Genomic DNA, 17,217 nt, shown 5'->3' on the forward strand with positions numbered 1-17,217 from the left:
GGCCAGCGGACGGACCCGGTGGCCCAGGCCACCCTGCAACAGGGCAACGCGAACTCCCCATGAGCAACCCGAAGAACTCGATCCGGCGCGCAGCCATTGCCGCCGCCATGCTGGCCGTGACCGCCGGCCACGCGTCCTTCTGGTCCTGGCGCAATGCGCCGACGCCGGTGGGGGCGGAGCCTGGACGCATCGAATCCGTCTCCTATTCGCCCTCGGGCCGCGACTACGATCCCAACCACCAGCCGGTGGTGCCGCGCAGGGAGATCGAGAAGGACATGACCGCCATCGCCGGCTTCGCCGACGGCGTGCGGACCTACTCGACCCTCGGCTCCCAGGGCGAGGTGCCGGAGATCGCGGTGTCGAAGGGCCTCGACGTCACGCTCGGCATCTGGCTGAGCAAGGACAAGCTGCGCAACGAGCGCGAGGTGATGCACGGCATCGCGCTGGCCAAGGAATTCCGCGGGATCAAGCGCATCGTCGTCGGCAACGAGACGCTGCTGCGCGCCGAGCTGACCGACGCCGAGCTGGCCGGCTACATCAAGCGCGTCCGCGCCGCGGTGCCGGCCGGCGTCAAGGTCGGCACCGCCGACGTCTGGTCGGAGATGGTCAAGGCCGACGCCACGGTGAAGGCGTCCGACTTCATGGGCGTCCACGTCCTGCCCTACTGGGAAGGCGTGCCGGTGTCCGACGCGCTGACCTGGATCCGCGACCGGCTCGACACCGTGCGCAAGGCGCATCCGGGCAAGCAGCTCTTCGTCGGCGAGGTCGGCTGGCCGTCGGGCGGCGAGAACTTCCACGACGCCTACCCGACGCCCGAGGCGCAGGCCGCGGTCGTCCGCGGCTTCGCCGCCGAGGCGAACGCGCTGGGCATCCACTACAACGTCGTCGAAGCGTTCGACGGCATCTGGAAGTCGACGATCGAAGGCTCGCCGGGCCCGAGCTGGGGCGTGCTCGACGCCGATCGCCAGCCGAAATGGGCGATGACCGGCGACGTCGCCGCGCCCTACGGCGACCGCGTCGGCGCCGCCGTGGCGCTGGCCGTCGGCCTCGCGCTGTCCGCCTTCGCGGCGTTCCGCCGCCGGACCAACACCGCCTTCGCGCTGGCCGCCTCGCTCGGCGGCAACATCATCGGCTTCGCCATCGGTTCCGCCGTCGCCGGCGCCTTCGCCGAGTACCTGACCTTCGGCGCCGTCACCACCTGGGGCTCCGCCTTCGCGCTGGGCGCCCTGATGATGAGCGTCGCCTTCGCCGACCTCGTGGATGTCGCCCGCCGCCTGCTGACCGGCCGCGCCCCGGCGCTGCTGCCGCACGCCGTGCCGGAGACCGACCACAAGCCGATGGTGTCGGTGCATGTCGCCGCCTGCCGCGAGCAGCCGGACGTGCTGAATGCCACGCTGGCCTCGCTGTCGCGGCTCGACTACCCGAACTACGAGGTCGTCGTCCTGGTCAACAACACCGAGGAGGAGCATCTGGTCCGCCCGGTGGAGGAGATGTGCCGGGCGCTCGGCCCCAAGTTCAAGTTCCACTGGTACAAGAAGATCTCCGGCTTCAAGGCCGGCGCCCTGAACGCCGCGCTGCGCCACACCGACCCGGCCGCCGAGATCGTCGCCGTGCTGGACGCCGACTATACCGTGTCCCCCGACTGGCTCTCGAAGCTGGCCCCGGTGTTCGCCGATCCGTCGGTCGGCATCGTCCAGGCCCCGCAGGAGCACCGCGACGGCCATGAGACGGCGCTGAAGGCCGCCATGACCGCCGAATACCGTCCCTTCTTCGACGTCGGCATGCAGGAGGGCCTGTCGAGCCAGGCCTTCATCTGCCACGGCACCATGATCATGCTGCGCCGTTCCGCCATGGACCGGGTCGGCGGCTGGTCGGAAGCCGGCATCTGCGAGGACACCGAACTGGGGCTGCGCATCCTGTCGGCCGGCTATCGCGCCGCCTACACCGACGAGCGCCTCGGCGCCGGCCTGGCTCCGGACAACTTCATGCAGTTCCGCAAGCAGCGTGACCGCTGGGTGTTCGGGTCGACCCAGATCGTCCGGGCCCACTGGAGGAAGTTCCTGCCGGGTGCTGGCGAACTGACCGTCGGGCAGAAGCTGGGCTACGTCACCAACTGGATCCGCTGGTGGTCGGATGCCGTCGGCCTGTTCGCCGCCGCCGCCGCCGTGGTCTGGACCTTCGCCTCGCTGGTGCTGCCGCTGCACCTGCCGCCGGTCGCCGCCACCGCCGCGGTGCTGGGCGCCCTGGTGCTGCGTGCCGGCTCCAGCCTGCTGGCCTCGCGCTATGCCTCGGGCAACTCGTGGAGCCACAGCCTGGGCGCCTGCGCCGTCGGCATGGCGCTGTCCACCACGGTGGCGCTCGCCGTCGTCCGCGGCCTGTTCCGCAGCCAAGACGCCTTCCGGGTGACCGCCAAGGGCGGCAAGCGGACCAAGGGCGCCTTCTGCGCCCGGCCCGAGGCCTGGCTGTCCGGCGCCCTGGTCGCCGCCTCCGCCACCGCGGCACTGGTCAACCCGCTGGGCACCCTGTCGCTGGAGCTGTGGTCGGTCCTGCTGGCGGCCATGGCGGTGCCCAACCTGATGGCCGTCTTCTTCGCGGTCGGCGACATGCTGCCGGTCCGCGAGGCCAAGCCGGCGCCGGTTCCCGCGGTCCAGCAGGCCGTTCCGGCCGGCCAGGAGCAGGGGGCGAACAGCCCGATCGCCGCCTGATCCGTCGGCGCATCCGCAGCAGCAACGGCCCCTCTCCCGCCCGTCCGGCGGGGGAGGGGCCGTCTTTTTCGGAGTGGTTCGGGAGTCCCACAAAGGTCAATCTTGTGGGCCGGCCTTCTTCGTGCCTACCATCGGCGGCAAAATAATCCGCGAGGCAACGCGTCCGTAACCGCCAGATCCGGGAGGCAACCATGCATGTCGTCACCGCGTCCGACCAGCCGTCGCACCCGTTGCTGGCGGGGGACAGCCGTAGCCGCCTGGAACGATGGCTCGCCGCCGAGGCAGGGGCATCGCGCGTCACGGTGAGCGAGGACGGCCGCCTCGGCGGCGGCGCCATCTCCCTGAACCTCGCGGTGACCCTGGAGGTCGAGGGCGGCCCCTTCGCCGGCAGCCACGCCTGCGTGCTGCGTGCGGAGGGCGGCGGCCGCATCTCCGCCAGCATCGGCAAACTGCGCGAATTCGCCGTCCTGCGCGTCGCCTTCGAGGCGGGGGTAATGGCGCCGGAGCCGCTGATCGCCTGCGACGATCCGGCGATCCTTGGACGCGACTTCTACATCATGCGCCGCGCCGAAGGGCTGGGTGCCGGCCATGCCGTGACGCGGACGGAGGCGGCGCAGCCGGAGCTGGCGCGCGCGCTCGGCCGTCAACTCGGCCTTCTGCATCGCGTCGGGCCGGAGACGCCCGGCCTGGAGCGACTGGCCGAAGCGCCGGACTGCCCGGCGCAGGCCACGCTGTCACAGTTCCGCCAGTGGTTCGGGGAACTGGCCCGCCGCGACCCGGTCATAGCCTGGGGCCTGCGCTGGATGGAGATCAACGCGCCGGCCCCCGGTGCGGTGGTGCTCTGCCACCGCGACTACCGCACCGGCAACTATCTGGTGAAGGACGGCGCGCTGACCGCGATCCTCGACTGGGAGTTCGCCGGCTTCAGCGATCCGATGGAGGATCTCGGCTGGTTCTGTGCGCGGTCCTGGCGGTTCCGCCGCCCCGACCGCGAGGCCGGGGGCATCGCCGACCGCGAGGATTTCTATGCCGGCTATGAGGAAACCTCGGGCCGCCGCATCGATCCGGTCCGTGTCGCCTACTGGGAAACCGCCGCCTACCTGCGCTGGGCAGCGGTGGCGGTCGAGCAGGGGAACCGCCACAGCTCCGGCGCGGAGCCGTCGCTGGAACTGGCGCTGACCGGCCGCATGCTGCCGGAAATCGAGATGGACCTGCTGCGCCATCTGCGCGCCATCGGCAGAACGGCTTCGGGCGCGGTGGAGAAGGTGGCCTGATGCGGAACACGTCCGACGCCTGCGGCCTGCTGGAGATCGCCGCCGCCACCTTCCGGACCGACGTGCTTGCGCATGTCGCGCCCGAGGCACGCTATGCCGCCCTGATGGTCGCCAATGCGCTGGCCATCGTCGAACGGGAACTCAAGGGTGGGGACGCCGCCGGCCGTTCCATGCTGGCGGCGCTGGCGCCGTTCTATGGCGAGGATGCCGACGACGGCCTGTCCGGCGAGGACCTGCGCCAGCGTGTCGAAGCCCTGCAGCACCGCCTGTGCATCGAGATCGCGGCGGGCGATTTCGACCATGACGGCCGGGACCTGCTGGCGGACTCGCTGGAAGCCATGGTCCAGGCCCAACTGGGCATCTCGAACCCGAAGGCGCTGGGATAGGGGCGCTGGAACGGCCGGGGGAATGGCTGTGTACAAATCGGGACCGTTCCCGGGATGGCACGCTCCACTGGAACCGCCGCCATCTTGCGCCATATAATCGGTTCCCGTTCCGTACCCCTCTCCTGATCCGGATCGCCGCCCCATGGCCAGTCCCGTCCTGTCCGCCATTCCAGCCAAGCCGCTCGCGAAGCTGGAAGCCGGAAAGCCCTTCGTCATTTCGTCGGACTTCAAGCCGTCGGGCGACCAGCCGAACGCCATCGTCGAATTGACCGGCGGCCTGCGCCAGGGCGAGCGCGACCAGGTCCTGCTCGGCGTGACGGGGTCGGGCAAGACCTTCACCATGGCGCACGTCATCCAGACGGTGCAGCGGCCGACGCTGATCCTGGCGCCGAACAAGACGCTGGCCGCCCAGCTCTACGGCGAGATGAAGTCCTTCTTCCCCAACAACGCGGTAGAGTACTTCGTCTCCTACTACGACTACTACCAGCCGGAAGCCTACGTCCCGCGGACCGACACCTACATCGAGAAGGAATCCTCGATCAACGAGCAGATCGACCGCATGCGCCATTCGGCCACGCGCGCCCTGCTGGAGCGCGACGACGTCATCATCGTCGCCTCGGTGTCCTGCATCTACGGTATCGGCTCGGTCGAGACCTATTCCGAGATGACGGTCGACCTGCGCAAGGGCGAGGTGATCGCCCAGCCGGAACTTCTGCGCAAGCTGACCGAGCTGCAATACAAGCGCAACGACGCCGCCTTCGGCCGCGGCCTGTTCCGCGTGCGTGGCGACACGGTGGAGCTGTTCCCGGCCCACATGGAGGACCGCGCCTGGCGCATCTCGCTGTTCGGCGACGAGATCGAGGGCATCCACGAGATCGACCCGCTGACCGGCGAGAAGCTGGCGGCGCTGGAGGCGGTGCGCGTCTATCCCAACAGCCACTATGTGACGCCGAAGCCGACGCTCAACCAGGCGATCGCGCAGATCAAGAAGGACTTGAAGGACAGGTTGGAGGAGTTCGCCGCCGAGGGCAAGCTGCTGGAGGCCCAGCGGCTGGAGCAGCGGACGACCTTCGACATCGAGATGATGGCGGCAACCGGTTCCTGCGCCGGCATCGAGAACTATTCCCGCTACCTGACCGGTCGGGCGCCGGGCGAGCCGCCGCCGACGCTGTTCGAGTATCTTCCCGGTGACGCCCTGCTGATCGTCGACGAGAGCCACGTGATGGTGCCGCAGATCGGCGGCATGTACCGGGGCGACCTGATGCGCAAATCGACGCTGTCGGACTACGGCTTCCGCCTGCCGAGCGCCAAGGACAACCGCCCGCTGAAGTTCGAGGAGTGGGAGGGGATGCGGCCGCAGACGGTCTTCGTCTCCGCCACGCCCGGCCCATGGGAGCTGGAGCGCACCGGCGGCGTCTTCACCGAGCAGTTGGTGCGTCCGACCGGCCTGATCGACCCGCCGGTGATCATCCGGCCGACCGAGACGCAGGTCGACGACCTGATCGGCGAATGCAAGGAGGTGGTCGCCAAGGGCTATCGCGTGCTGGTCACCACCCTGACCAAGAAGATGGCCGAGGCGCTGACCGAATACATGCACGAGGCGGGCCTGCGCGTGCGCTACATCCACTCCGACGTCGAGACGCTGGAGCGCATTGAGATCATCCGCGACCTGCGGCTCGGCGCCTACGACGTGCTGGTCGGCATCAACCTGCTGCGCGAGGGGCTGGACATCCCGGAATGCGCGCTGGTGGCGATCCTTGATGCCGACAAGGAAGGCTATCTGCGCTCGAAGACCTCGCTGATCCAGACCATCGGACGCGCGGCGCGCAATGTCGACGGGCGGGCGATCCTCTACGCCGACAAGATCACCGATAGCATGAAGTACGCCATCGACGAGACGGCGCGCCGCCGCGAGAAGCAGATGGCCTACAACCTCGAACACGGCATCACGCCGGAATCGGTGAAGAAGGCGATTGGCGACATCCTGGAGAGCGTGTTCGAGCGCGGCGACCATGTGACGGTGAAGACCGGCCTGAACTCCACCGAACTGGTCGGCCACAACCTCAAGACCGTCATCGCCGACCTGGAGAAGCGGATGCGCGCCGCCGCTGCCGACCTCGAATTCGAGGAGGCCGCCCGCCTGCGCGACGAGCTGCGCCGGCTGGAGGCGATGGACCTCGGGCTGGAAACCCCCGGAAGCATCGGCATCAGCAGCGCTCGCCAGGGGCGCGGCATTCCGGAGGGGGCGCCGAAGAAGCAGGGCCGCCGCCGGCGCGGGCCGTGAGCGATTCCATCAGGGTCCGCCCGGCTTGCCGCCGGCCGGTTGCATGCCCACATTGCTGTTCCCGTGGCGTGACGCCGGTGCGAAGGAGGCATGAGGTGCTCGGTCCTGTCCTGAAGGGTCCGCTGGCAGCGTTGGCGCTGTTCGCCGCCTGCGCCATGGCGGTTCCGGCAGTCCAGGCGGCCGAGCGCAAGCCGGCCGCCAAGGCGGAGGCGGTCGCCGAGCTTCCGGTCCCGCCGGTGAAGGCCGCACCCGCCAAGGCTGTCTCCGGCGACTGCGAGCTCGCCGAGCAGGGCGACGCGAACGCGGCGTTCCGGCTGGCCCGCCGCTACCTGTTCGGCAAGGGGGTGCGCAAGGACCAGCGGCTCGGCACCGCCTGGTTGCGGGCCGCCGCCTCCCGCGGGCATCCGGACGCGCGCCGGCTGGTCAACTACGTGCCGGGCCGCATGGGCCGCATCCGTCCATGGTGCCGCCCGGGTGCCGGTCCGGTGCGGGAAGCCGGGCCGCCGCCCGCCGAGGTGGTGGCGATGGTGAATGCGGTCGCTCCCAAATACGGCATCGATCCGGCCCTCGTGCTCGCGGTGATCCAGGCCGAGAGCGCCTTCCGCACGAATGCCGTCTCGCCGAAGGATGCCGCCGGCCTGATGCAACTGATCCCCGACACCGCGGACCGCTTTGGCGTCGGCGACGTCTTCGATCCCCGCCAGAACATCACCGGCGGCGTGAAGTACCTGCGCTGGCTGCTGGCCTATTTCCAGGGTGACGTGACGCTGGCGCTCGCCGGCTACAACGCCGGCGAGAGGGCGGTCGACCGCTACAAGGGGGTTCCGCCCTACGATGAGACGCGCAATTACATCCGCGTCATCCGCCGCATCTACGGCAATCTCAACCATCCCTATGACGACAGCGTCGCCAATCCGTCGCCGGCCCTTCCGGCCATCCGCGACGCGGCCGCCACGCTGACCGAACAGGAATTGCCACGCCCGGCCAAATCGCCCAAGAAAGGGTGACCACCCCCACAACCCGGAACACAGGAGTCACCGCCCGTGCCGATGTCCGAACGCACCGTTCTCGGCCTCAGCGCCGCCGGGTTCCACAGAGTCGCCTATACCCAGTGGGGCCGTGACGATGCGGCGCGCACCGCCGTCTGCGTCCATGGCCTGACCCGCAACGGACGCGACTTCGACCGGCTGGCGCTGGCGCTTGCCGACGGCTGGCGGGTCGCCTGTCCCGACGTGGTCGGGCGGGGGCGGAGCGATTGGCTGCCCGCGCCCGCCCTCTACGGCTACCCGCAATACTGCGCCGACATGGTGGCCCTGATCGCCCGGATGGGAACGGAGACGGTCGACTGGGTCGGCACCTCCATGGGAGGGCTGATCGGCATGACGCTGGCGGCCCAGGCGAACAGCCCGATCCGCCGGATGGTGATCAACGACGTCGGCCCGTTCATCGCCCAGGCGGGCCTGCAGCGCATCGCCGATTACGTCGGCAAGGATCCCGTCTTCGAGGACATCGCGGCGGTCGAAGCCTATCTGCGTTTCATCCTGATGGGCTTCGGGACGATCAGCGACGAGTGCTGGCGCCATATGGCCGTGCACGGCGCACGGCCGCTGCCCGACGGCCGTTTCCGTCTGGCCTACGATCCCGCCATCGGCGAGGCGTTCAAGAACGGCCCGATCGCCGATGTCGACCTGTGGTCGCTGTGGGACCGTGTCCGCTGCCCCGTCCTCGTCCTGCGGGGGGCGAAGTCGGATCTGCTCAGCGCCGCAACCGCCGAGGAAATGACGCGGCGGGGACCGGGTGCGGCAGGGCTGGTGCGGGTGGTCGAGATCGCCGGGGCCGGCCACGCGCCGTCGCTGATGTCGGACGACCAGATCGCGGTCGTCCGCAAGTTCCTGGCGGAGGACTGACCCCCACCGGGAGTGCCGTGACGGCCGGGGATCAGTTCACCCGGCGCAGCACGGTGTCGAGCCGGCCATGGCCGTCGCGGTCGAGCCAGGAGGCGGCGACGCGGCCGTCCGGGCGCAGGCGGTAGCGCAGGACGTTACGGCCGCGTTCGTCGAACACCAGTTCGCCGTCCTCGATCCGGCCCTTGCGGCGCACGCGCTCGAAGGGCTGGTCGGACTCCATGCCGGCACCAAGGACATAATCGGCATAGATGGTGTCGCCTTCGGCCTTCTCGACCGAGAGCGCCACCTCGCGCCCATTGATGTAGCTGCCGTACCAGAGCCCCAGGTAGGGGCGCGCGGCGGTCGTCGAACTGACGGCGTCCGTCGCCGAGCCCGAACCGGTGGAGGGAAGGGCCGCCTGCATCAGCTCGGCGCTCGGGCTGCGGCCCCAGGAGTCGTCGCACGGCGGATCGTTCGCGGTTGGCGGCGCCTCTGCGAAGCGGAGGATGCAGGTTCCGAAGCGGCGGACGAACAAACCGGTGTTGGCCGCGCCGTGACCGGTCAGCAGCGAGGGCTGGTCGACGATCAGGCTGCTCAGGCCGCGCTGCGCCAGGATGCTGCGTGCCGGCTCGGCCCGCCCACCCGGATCGAAGTCGTCACCGTGAAAGAAGAACATCATGACGCGCGCGCGGCGGACGTCGCGAAGGATCGGCCAGAGCTGCGCCGCGTTCTCGCGGTAGCTGTCATAGGCTTCGCTGAAGTTGCCGAAGGCGGCGGGGGCGGTGGCGACGATGGCGTCGACGGCGTCGGTGCGGCCGGCGGCGATCAGCGAGATGAAGGCGCCGAAGGACTGGCCGGTCAGTGTGACCTTGCGATAGCCCTTGGCCTTCAGTGACTCGGCATAGCCGGCGAGGGCGCGGGAACTGTTGGGCAGGGTATCGCTGACGCGCATGCGGTCCAGCCGGTACACGTCCCAGCCGGCATCGCGCATCACTTTCATGTAGAGGGGGGTCGGGGCTTCCGAATCTTCGGAATCGACCGAACGGCCGTGGCTCCAGACCACCGCTCCGCGTGCCTTCGCCGGGCCTATCAGCGACGTGTCGCCATAGGCCGGCTTGAGGACGATCTGTGCCGCCGCCGGGCGGGCCGCCGTTGCCATCCCTCCGGCAACCGAGATCCCGACAATCGCGACCAATCCGTAGAAAGCACCTCGTAGCGTCCGAATCATCCCCACCGGTCCCCCCTAGCTGCGAGTCTTTTCAGGATTGATGCGGGTGGTTAACGGGACCTTTCCGAGTCGTTGCGGCCACTTTTTGTCACAGGATACACAATGAAAATAAGAATGACTCGCAATTACTCGGCCGATGTTCTAAGGTGCGCAGACAATCGAACGAAGGAGCTTCAGCATGTGCGGGACGGTGGGAGAGGGGCGTCCGTCGCCCTGGACGGTATCGGACCTGACCGCGGCCGAACGAGCCCTGCTGACCGGGATACGCCAGTGGTTCCGCGCCGGGACGGCCGGCGCGATGGCGTCGATGCGGATCGGGTTGAACGTCGCAGGGGTGCCGAACACCGCACTGCTGCCGCTGTTCGCCGTGCTCGGCACGTTCGCCGTTTCCGGTGTGCGGTCTCCGGAAATCCGCTGCCCGGCCTGTAGCCGCATCAGCACCGACGAAGCCGCGCTTCTTGATGCGCTGGCAGCGGTGCAGGGCGGCGACGCCGAGGTCGCGAACCAGGTTCTCGACCGCTGGCTGCCGATGGTGGCCTTGTGCATGGCCAGCGACGCCATGCGCGAACTCGCGGCGATTCTGGACGGTGCGCGGATCTACCTGCCGCGGCGCCGGGCGGCGCGGCTGGCGCCGATGCCGGCCGCGCTGGCCGCAGAGTGAAGGACCGGCTACTCGGCGGCGAGACGGAGACCGGCGCCATCCGCCGGTAGCCGCTTGGACAGCAGCCATTGATCGATGGCGACGCGGACCAGACGCCCCTCGGGCGTGTGGTAAAGGAAGTGGCCGCGCTCCCGGCCGCAATGGTCGTAGCCGAGGCGTTCATAGAAGGGCAGCACGCCCGCATTGTCGCGGTCGACTCCCAGCTCCGCAATCGCGACGCCGCGCTGGATCACCGTGCGTTCGGCCGCAGCGACCAGCAGGGCGCCAAGTCCCAACCCGCGGAACGGCTGGAAAACCCGCAAGGCCCACAGGGTCGCACGGCCGCTCGGCCGTTTGCGGAGGAAATCGATACAGATTTGACCGACGGGGAAGCCGTTGACTTCGGCGAGCAGCATGGCGCCGTCGCCGCGTTCCTGAAGGCGATAGGCGCCGGCTATGATCTCCCGGTGCGGAGTATGAAGCCCGTACCATTCCAGGCTCGGCAGATCCTCCTGTCGGGCCGCCCTGATGATCGCGGGCAATTTCAGGATGGTGGCCGTTCCGGTCTGCGGCCCGGAATGCGCCGTCCCCCCTGCGCCACGACCAAAGACGCTGTTTGCAACCGTGCCCTTCGCATCGCCGCGCCGGTTTGCCGTTGCCATGGTGCCGCTGCCTCACACGAAAATTTCGCGCTCACGGTGCCGACACAGGCACCGGTTGCCGAGATAACCGTACATGGCGCGCGGGCGTTCCGGTGTCGTGCGGAGGGTATAGAGCTTTCGGGTGGGTCTGGCCGGATAGGGAAAGGCTCTTAAGATCATTTTATGTAAAAATTTAGATTATTACTGAACCTCTCGTTTCCGGGTGTTGATCTTGTGTGAACCGTCCAGCAACGGTCGGGCATTGCGAACCACCGTGACCATGAAGAGCGCAGAAACGAGCTTCCCGTGGCAGCGAGCGGCCTCTTGAGCGACGTACCCATTTGTCGGTATCATCCGTTCGGATGTGGTAGAGCTCTTGTTTTCCCTAAAATATTAAATAATGACGGGGCGGACTATGATGAGGATCATTAAGCTTTCCCGCACAGGGGTATTCGTCGCGCTCCGCGGCGGTGTTCTGGCTGATCTTGGAGGTCGTAGCCACTGGCACTCGGCCGAGGAAGTCCGACTTGCGGCTCGGGCCGAGAACATCCCTGTCAGCGATCTCGTGGTACGTACCGTCTCCTGACGGCTATCGGCTGCGGTCGGCTTAAGGGCGCGCCCAGCCAAGCGCGCCCCTCAATCCCCCACTCTGACGCTGACGGAAAACTCAGGCAGGACCTCCATGGTCCTGCGCAAGGTGGTCACCCGGCGCGCACGCGGGCCAGGAAGCGGTCGACTTCCGTGTGAAGGGTGGCAGACTGGCACGACAGCTCGACGGTCGCCTCCAGCACTTGGCGGGCCTCTCCGCCGGCATTGTTGGCCGACGCGTTGACCGCGACGATGGTTTCACTCACCTCGCGCGTGCCGATGGACGCCTGCTGGACGTTGCGGGCGATCTCCGTCGTCGCCGCACCCTGCTCCTCCATCGCGGTGGCGATGGACGTCGAGATCTCGTTGATGCGGGCGATCGTGCCGGAAATCGAGCGGATGGCGCCGACCGCCTCCTGCGTTGCCCTCTGAACGGCACCGATCTGTGCATTGATCTCGTCGGTCGCCTTGGCCGTCTGGTTTGCCAGGCTCTTCACCTCGCCGGCGACGACGGCGAAGCCCTTGCCCGCTTCGCCGGCACGGGCCGCTTCGATGGTGGCGTTCAAGGCCAGCAGGTTGGTCTGGCTTGCAATATCGTGGATCAGCTTCACCACCTGGCCGATGCGGCTGGCGGCGTCCGCAAGTCCCTGGACCGTGGCATTGGTCCGTTCTGCCTCGGTCATCGCCGCGTTGGCGATGGCCGCCGACTGTGTGACCTGATGGCTGATCTCGCCGATCGAGGCGGTGAGTTCCTCCGCGGCCGCGGCGACCGTCTGGATATTGACCGAGGCCTCCTCCGCCGCTGCGGCGACCTGCGTCGACTGTTCGCTGGTCGCCTCGGCGGTCCGGCTCATCGCCAGCGCCGTGACGTGGAGCTGCTGGGACGCCGACGCGACGGCCTGCACGACGCTTTTCACTTCCAGCTCGAAGCTGTCGGCCGTGGTGCCCAGCTCGCGGCTGATGATGGCCGCCGTGTTCAGGTCCATGTAGACGGAGGTGGCGAGATCCATGTCCAGGAACACCGCCTTGTTGATTGCCTGCAGGAGCTGCGACAGCTTCTCGGGCTTTTTGCGGTGGATGGTGGATGCCAGGTCGATCAATCTGTTCAGCGTGAAGCAATAGGCGCCGGTGTACCAGCGCGGCTCCAGGCCGATCCGCTGGTGGGTCTGGCCGATCTTCAGGACCTGATTGACATAGGCTTCGTCGAAGGTGCCGGTGAAGACGTTGCGCAGCCAGTGCTGCTTCTGCAACTCCCGCGCCCGCCCGGTGACGGCGGGGTTCGCCACCAGGGGCGCCACCTGCGGGACGCCATGCAGATAATTGTAGAAATCGTCCATGATCTGGTCGATGCGCTGCGCCAGATATGGCTGGAATTCCCGCAGGGTGGCTTTCGTCGCCTCATCGATGCGCAGGAAGGACATGCGTTCCAGCACCGACTGGGTTTGCGCACCGTACGACATGGAAGCCCTTTCCCCGTTTAAGCCTAAGACAAGGGTGCTGGGATTTTCTGCGGGGGCCAGCCTGTCCACCGGGAGGCACATCATGATCAGGCATTCGCATCTTTGAACCGGACAGTTTGTCGCAGGTGGCGCCCACCGAACGGCTCGATGGACGCCATCGCCGGTCCGGCTTGGCGCCCCACCCCGGTCCAGTCCCAGCCCCTGCCGCGGTGCAGGCAAAAAAAGGCCGGCGGTGCGATGGGCGCCGCCGGCGGACAAGGTGACAGGTCTGGAGGCAAAGGAACGGGCTGTCCGCCCGCCATGGACCCGTCCGGGGCTGCCGGCGCCGGACGGGAATGGACGTGGGTCAGGCGACCATCGGGGTGGCCGGACGGCGCAGGGCCTGCGCCGCGCTCAGCACCGCCTTCTGCAGCTTTTCGAAGGCCCGCACCTCGATCTGGCGAACGCGTTCGCGGGACACCGAGAACTGCTGGCTGAGCGCCTCCAGGGTGGAGGGGTCATCCTTCAGCCGGCGCTCGAACAGGATACGCCGCTCGCGTGCGTCGAGACGATCGAGAGCCTGCCCGACCAGCCGGCGGCGCAGCGCCAGTTCGTCGGCGTCGGCCAGCATGGTGTCCTGGGTCGGACGCTCGTCGGCAAGCAGCTCCAGCCAGTTGGTCTCGCCGTCGGTCGACAGCGTGGCATCGAGCGAGCTGTCGTTGGCGGCGAGGCGGCGGTTCATTTCCACCACCTCGTTCTCCGGAACATCCAGCTCGGCGGCGATGGTCGCCACCGTCTCGGGCGACAGGTCGCCCTGTTCCAACTCGGCCATCTGGCTCTTCAGGCGGCGCAGGTTGAAGAACAGCTTCTTCTGGGCTGCGGTGGTGCCCATCTTCACCAGCGACCAGCTATGCAGGATATATTCCTGGATCGCAGCCCGGATCCACCAGGTGGCATAGGTGGCGAAACGGAAGCCGCGCTGCGGATCGAATTTCTGGGCGGCCTGCATCAGGCCGACATTTCCCTCCGCCACCAGATCGACCAGGGGCAGGCCGTAGCCGCCGAAACCGCGGGCGATCTTGATGACGAGGCGCAGGTGGCTGCCCACAAGCTGCTCCAGTGCCTGTGCATCGCCGCGTTCGCGCCAGGCGATGGCAAGATCGCGTTCGTTGTCCGGCGCAAGGATCGGGAAGCGCTTGGACTCCTCGATGTAGCGGGTCAGGCTGGCGTTCTCACCGGTCAGCAGTTTCTTCAGCACGCGAATGCCTCCTCTTCTACGCTTCCAGTGGCAACCCGCGGGAGGTCTGCCCAACCGGATTCTGGCGCGGGGATCGCCTGAGGCGATGATCCGTCGTCGGACGTAGGATTCTCGTCCGCCGTTTCGGCTCTTGCTGTTGTGGGTTTTGGTTTTCACCGGGCTTCGAAAGGAACCGCGTCCTTCCGATAATGTTAATGTGGCCGGACACGCCAATTCGATCAAGCCGTTAAAGGGCATGTTCCGGGTGTTTTTCGGCGTATACCCCGGCTCTTCTTCCACCCGTACCCCCGGTCTGTGGGAGGGTGTGTGTCTATGACACCAGCCGATTCGCAGATCGCCTTTTGGGCAGGTCGCCCTTTCGCGGCCGGGCGTCCCAAGGTCCCCCGCATCGGACCCGCTGCCTGCCCCAGGGAATGCATCCACCAAAGTCTGGTCGGACAGGGCAGGGAGGTCTATGCCGATGCGGCGAGGAAGAGGATAGAGGATCGCCGAGCCTAGGAACCCTAGATGGGAAGGCCGACCGGCTTCGCCATTCGAACCTTGGTCATAGGCTGCCGGTTATGACTTCGGGGCAGACCGCCGTGCCGACGGCAGCGGCGATGCCCGGCAGACCGGTTGCAAGGACACCGGCCTGCCAAGCGCCACAAGAAAAGGGCGCGCCCCGCGGGCGCGCCCTCAATCGTCGTCCGTCGGCGCCCTTGGCCGGCGCCTTCAATCAACTTGGCCGCCGCTCAGTCCGCGGCAGCGCGCTTCCGGCCGAGGCCGAGCTTGGTCGCCATCTCCGAGCGCGCCTTGGCGTAGTTCGGCGCCACCATCGGATATTCCGGCGGCAGACCCCACTTGCTGCGGTATTCGTCCGGCGTCATGTCGTAGACGGTCTTCAGATGCCGCTTGAGCATCTTCAGCTTCTTTCCGTCCTCCAGGCAGACGATGAACTCGGGGGTCACCGATTTCTTGATCGCCACGGCAGGAACCAGTTCCGTCTTCGCCGGAGCCGGCTTCTCTTCGCCGAGGGAACGGAAAGCGGTCTGGACGCTGTTGATCAGCGTCGGCAGATCATGGACCGGCACGGAATTGTTGCCGACATAGGCGGCAACGACCCTGGCGGTCAGCGTCTGCAGTTCGGTTTGATCGATGGTCATGACTGCGCTCTCCAGTGAGGGTGGCGGCCGTCGGCTCAGCCGTTCACCAGATCGCGGAGCTGCTTGGCAGGCTTGAACTTCGGGGCCTTGGAGGCGGCAATGGCGACGACTTCGCCGGTGCGGGGGTTGCGACCCTCGCGTGCGGCGCGCTCGGCCACCTCGAAAATGCCGAAACCGGCCAGACGGACGTCATCGCCACGGCCCAGCGCGCCGGAGATGCCCTCGAACACCGCCTGGACGACCTTGGCTGCATCGGCCTTCTTGATGCCGGCATTGGTGGCGACGGTCTCGATCAGCTCGGCCTGGTTCATTCAAAACTCCATTTGGTCGGTTTGGTTTCGGTTTTTCGGAGTTATTGGCAGAACGGCTCCATCCGCACAAGAGCGAACAACGTTTTGGCAACCGACGGTGTTTTTCTTGCCCTCTGTTCTGTCCCGACCTGTGGCGAAGCTGCATCAAGACCGCGTGTTCGCAGCGCCGTGGCCGGCTGCAACCGCATCATCCCCGTATATTTCCAGGGATTCCGCTGCGACTCGTACTGTCTGTCGCACCGCGGTGCCCCAAGTGCCGTGGCGAGGACTTGGGCAGTCTTGACTGGTGCAAAGGAAACACCATCTGGCAAGGCATTCGGGTCCGGGCCCCTCTGGCGACCGAGGCGTCGGTCGTGATGTCGGAACCGCTTGATCTCTTCGCTGACGCAGCGTCATCAAGTGGGTTTTGCGATGGACAGTGTGATCGCACCGGTCTTTCTCGAATTTTTGGGAAAACCTGTCTGGATTTGGCTTGTTTTCGTCGGCGTCGTCCTCACGCTGCTTGCGCTCGACCTGGGAGTGCTGAACCGGCGCGACCACGAGATCGGCGTCGGGGAAAGCCTGAAGCTGTCTGCCTTCTATATCACCATCGCGGTGCTGTTCGGCGGTTGGATATGGTGGTCGATGGGCAGTGAAGCCGGATTGCAATATTACACCGGCTTCTTCGTCGAGAAGAGCCTGTCGCTCGACAACGTCTTCGTCATATCGCTGATATTCAGCTACTTCGCCGTGCCGCGAGCGCTGCAGCATCGGGTCCTGTTCTGGGGTATCCTGGGCGTCATCTTCCTGCGCGGCCTGATGATCGCCGCCGGCGCCGCCCTCGTGTCCGAGTTCCACTGGGTCCTCTACGTGTTCGGCGCCTTCCTGCTGCTGACCGGCGTGAAGATGCTGTTCGCGTCGTCCGACGAGCAGACGGACCTCGGCGACAACGTGGTGCTGCGCTTCCTGAAGCGGCACATCCGCGTCACCGACCGCTTCCACGGCCATCACTTCCTGGTCAAGGTCCCCAGTGACAACGGAAGCGGCAGCGGCAACGGAGGTGGCGGCGCGGCCCGCTGGGCGGCGACGCCGCTGCTGCTGGCGCTGATCATGGTGGAACTCGCCGACCTGGTCTTCGCGGTCGACAGCGTTCCGGCGATCTTCGCCATCACCACCGATCCCTACCTGGTCTACACCAGCAACATCTTCGCGATCCTCGGCCTGCGCGCCCTCTACTTCGCGCTGGCGGCCATGGTCCATCGCTTCCGCTACCTGAAATACGCGCTGGCCCTGGTTCTGGTCTTCATCGGCGGCAAGATCTTCTATACCCAGCTCGTCGCCAAGCCCGACCCGCTGATCGCGCTTGGCGTCACCTTCGCCCTGATCGGCGGCGGCGTGCTGGTCTCCCTGTGGAAGACCAGCCAGGAGAGGAAGGCGGCTCCCGCCGAGTAAGGCG

General features: G+C 67.3%; 14 protein-coding genes. 8 read left to right on the forward strand and 6 right to left on the reverse strand.

The features are described 5' to 3' along the window. The first annotated feature begins 59 nt into the window (after positions 1 to 59). The 6 genes from J2850_RS26350 (at position 60) to J2850_RS26375 (ending at position 8,556) form a co-directional block, all read left to right on the forward strand. Complete coding sequence (locus tag J2850_RS26350) at positions 60 to 2,705, forward strand: glycosyltransferase (protein ID WP_209988777.1); 2,646 nt, start codon at positions 60 to 62, stop codon at positions 2,703 to 2,705. 191 nt (positions 2,706 to 2,896) lie between these two features. Then, positions 2,897 to 3,979, forward strand: a complete 1,083-nt coding sequence (locus J2850_RS26355) for a phosphotransferase family protein (protein ID WP_209988780.1) — start codon at positions 2,897 to 2,899, stop codon at positions 3,977 to 3,979. After that, positions 3,979 to 4,365: a DUF6285 domain-containing protein gene (locus J2850_RS26360; RefSeq protein WP_209988783.1), complete on the forward strand. Its 387-nt coding sequence runs from the start codon at positions 3,979 to 3,981 to the stop codon at positions 4,363 to 4,365. Before J2850_RS26355 ends, J2850_RS26360 begins: the two co-directional genes overlap by 1 nt. A gap of 142 nt (positions 4,366 to 4,507) precedes the next feature. Further along, on the forward strand, positions 4,508 to 6,649 hold the full coding sequence (gene uvrB / locus J2850_RS26365) for an excinuclease ABC subunit UvrB (protein WP_209988786.1): 2,142 nt from the start codon (positions 4,508 to 4,510) through the stop codon (positions 6,647 to 6,649). Positions 6,650 to 6,744: 95 nt separating this feature from the next. After that, complete coding sequence (locus tag J2850_RS26370) at positions 6,745 to 7,656, forward strand: lytic transglycosylase domain-containing protein (RefSeq protein ID WP_307354537.1); 912 nt, start codon at positions 6,745 to 6,747, stop codon at positions 7,654 to 7,656. Positions 7,657 to 7,698: 42 nt separating this feature from the next. Then, positions 7,699 to 8,556: an alpha/beta fold hydrolase gene (locus tag J2850_RS26375; protein ID WP_209988841.1), complete on the forward strand. Its 858-nt coding sequence runs from the start codon at positions 7,699 to 7,701 to the stop codon at positions 8,554 to 8,556. A 31-nt stretch (positions 8,557 to 8,587) separates the two neighbouring features. On the opposite strand, the gene J2850_RS26380 is transcribed toward J2850_RS26375, so the two are convergent. Continuing rightward, positions 8,588 to 9,694, reverse strand: coding sequence for an alpha/beta hydrolase (locus J2850_RS26380; protein ID WP_246513577.1), 1,107 nt, complete (start codon positions 9,692 to 9,694; stop codon positions 8,588 to 8,590). Positions 9,695 to 9,941: 247 nt separating this feature from the next. Here J2850_RS26380 and J2850_RS26385 point away from each other — a divergent pair, with 247 nt between their 5' ends. Beyond that, positions 9,942 to 10,424 (forward strand): hypothetical protein, encoded by a 483-nt coding sequence (locus tag J2850_RS26385; protein ID WP_209988791.1) that lies wholly within the window; start codon positions 9,942 to 9,944, stop codon positions 10,422 to 10,424. An 8-nt stretch (positions 10,425 to 10,432) separates the two neighbouring features. Here the strand turns inward: J2850_RS26385 and J2850_RS26390 are convergent, their stop codons facing one another. The 5 genes from J2850_RS26390 to J2850_RS26410 all read right to left on the reverse strand — a co-directional run bounded on the left by J2850_RS26390 (position 10,433) and on the right by J2850_RS26410 (position 15,782). Beyond that, positions 10,433 to 11,065 (reverse strand): GNAT family N-acetyltransferase, encoded by a 633-nt coding sequence (locus tag J2850_RS26390; RefSeq protein ID WP_209988794.1) that lies wholly within the window; start codon positions 11,063 to 11,065, stop codon positions 10,433 to 10,435. Between the two features lie 680 nt (positions 11,066 to 11,745). Further along, positions 11,746 to 13,092 carry a globin-coupled sensor protein gene (locus J2850_RS26395; RefSeq protein ID WP_209988797.1) on the reverse strand — a complete coding sequence of 449 codons (1,347 nt, stop codon included), beginning with the start codon at positions 13,090 to 13,092 and terminating at the stop codon, positions 11,746 to 11,748. Positions 13,093 to 13,438: 346 nt separating this feature from the next. Further along, positions 13,439 to 14,329, reverse strand: coding sequence for an RNA polymerase sigma factor RpoH (gene rpoH / locus J2850_RS26400; protein ID WP_209988800.1), 891 nt, complete (start codon positions 14,327 to 14,329; stop codon positions 13,439 to 13,441). A 731-nt stretch (positions 14,330 to 15,060) separates the two neighbouring features. Beyond that, complete coding sequence (locus J2850_RS26405; protein ID WP_209988803.1) at positions 15,061 to 15,471, reverse strand: Ros/MucR family transcriptional regulator; 411 nt, start codon at positions 15,469 to 15,471, stop codon at positions 15,061 to 15,063. A 35-nt stretch (positions 15,472 to 15,506) separates the two neighbouring features. Further along, on the reverse strand, positions 15,507 to 15,782 hold the full coding sequence (locus J2850_RS26410) for an HU family DNA-binding protein (protein WP_209988804.1): 276 nt from the start codon (positions 15,780 to 15,782) through the stop codon (positions 15,507 to 15,509). 411 nt (positions 15,783 to 16,193) lie between these two features. Between J2850_RS26410 and J2850_RS26415 the strand changes: the two genes are divergently transcribed. After that, positions 16,194 to 17,213, forward strand: a complete 1,020-nt coding sequence (locus tag J2850_RS26415; RefSeq protein ID WP_209988807.1) for a TerC family protein — start codon at positions 16,194 to 16,196, stop codon at positions 17,211 to 17,213. Positions 17,214 to 17,217: the final 4 nt, after the last annotated feature.

Origin of the sequence: Azospirillum picis (genome assembly GCF_017876115.1) — a bacterium.
Classification (GTDB): Bacteria; Pseudomonadota; Alphaproteobacteria; order Azospirillales; family Azospirillaceae; genus Azospirillum; species Azospirillum picis.

Coding starts and splice junctions, on each gene's coding strand:
- J2850_RS26350 (WP_209988777.1), top strand. CDS start 60: ATGAGCAACCCGAAGAACTCGATCCGGCGCGCAGCCATTGCCGCCGCC.
- J2850_RS26355 (WP_209988780.1), top strand. CDS start 2,897: ATGCATGTCGTCACCGCGTCCGACCAGCCGTCGCACCCGTTGCTGGCG.
- J2850_RS26360 (WP_209988783.1), top strand. CDS start 3,979: ATGCGGAACACGTCCGACGCCTGCGGCCTGCTGGAGATCGCCGCCGCC.
- uvrB (WP_209988786.1), top strand. CDS start 4,508: ATGGCCAGTCCCGTCCTGTCCGCCATTCCAGCCAAGCCGCTCGCGAAG.
- J2850_RS26375 (WP_209988841.1), top strand. CDS start 7,699: ATGTCCGAACGCACCGTTCTCGGCCTCAGCGCCGCCGGGTTCCACAGA.
- J2850_RS26380 (WP_246513577.1), bottom strand. CDS start 9,694: ATGGCAACGGCGGCCCGCCCGGCGGCGGCACAGATCGTCCTCAAGCCG.
- J2850_RS26385 (WP_209988791.1), top strand. CDS start 9,942: ATGTGCGGGACGGTGGGAGAGGGGCGTCCGTCGCCCTGGACGGTATCG.
- J2850_RS26390 (WP_209988794.1), bottom strand. CDS start 11,065: ATGGCAACGGCAAACCGGCGCGGCGATGCGAAGGGCACGGTTGCAAAC.
- J2850_RS26395 (WP_209988797.1), bottom strand. CDS start 13,092: ATGTCGTACGGTGCGCAAACCCAGTCGGTGCTGGAACGCATGTCCTTC.
- J2850_RS26405 (WP_209988803.1), bottom strand. CDS start 15,471: ATGACCATCGATCAAACCGAACTGCAGACGCTGACCGCCAGGGTCGTT.
- J2850_RS26410 (WP_209988804.1), bottom strand. CDS start 15,782: ATGAACCAGGCCGAGCTGATCGAGACCGTCGCCACCAATGCCGGCATC.
- J2850_RS26415 (WP_209988807.1), top strand. CDS start 16,194: ATGGACAGTGTGATCGCACCGGTCTTTCTCGAATTTTTGGGAAAACCT.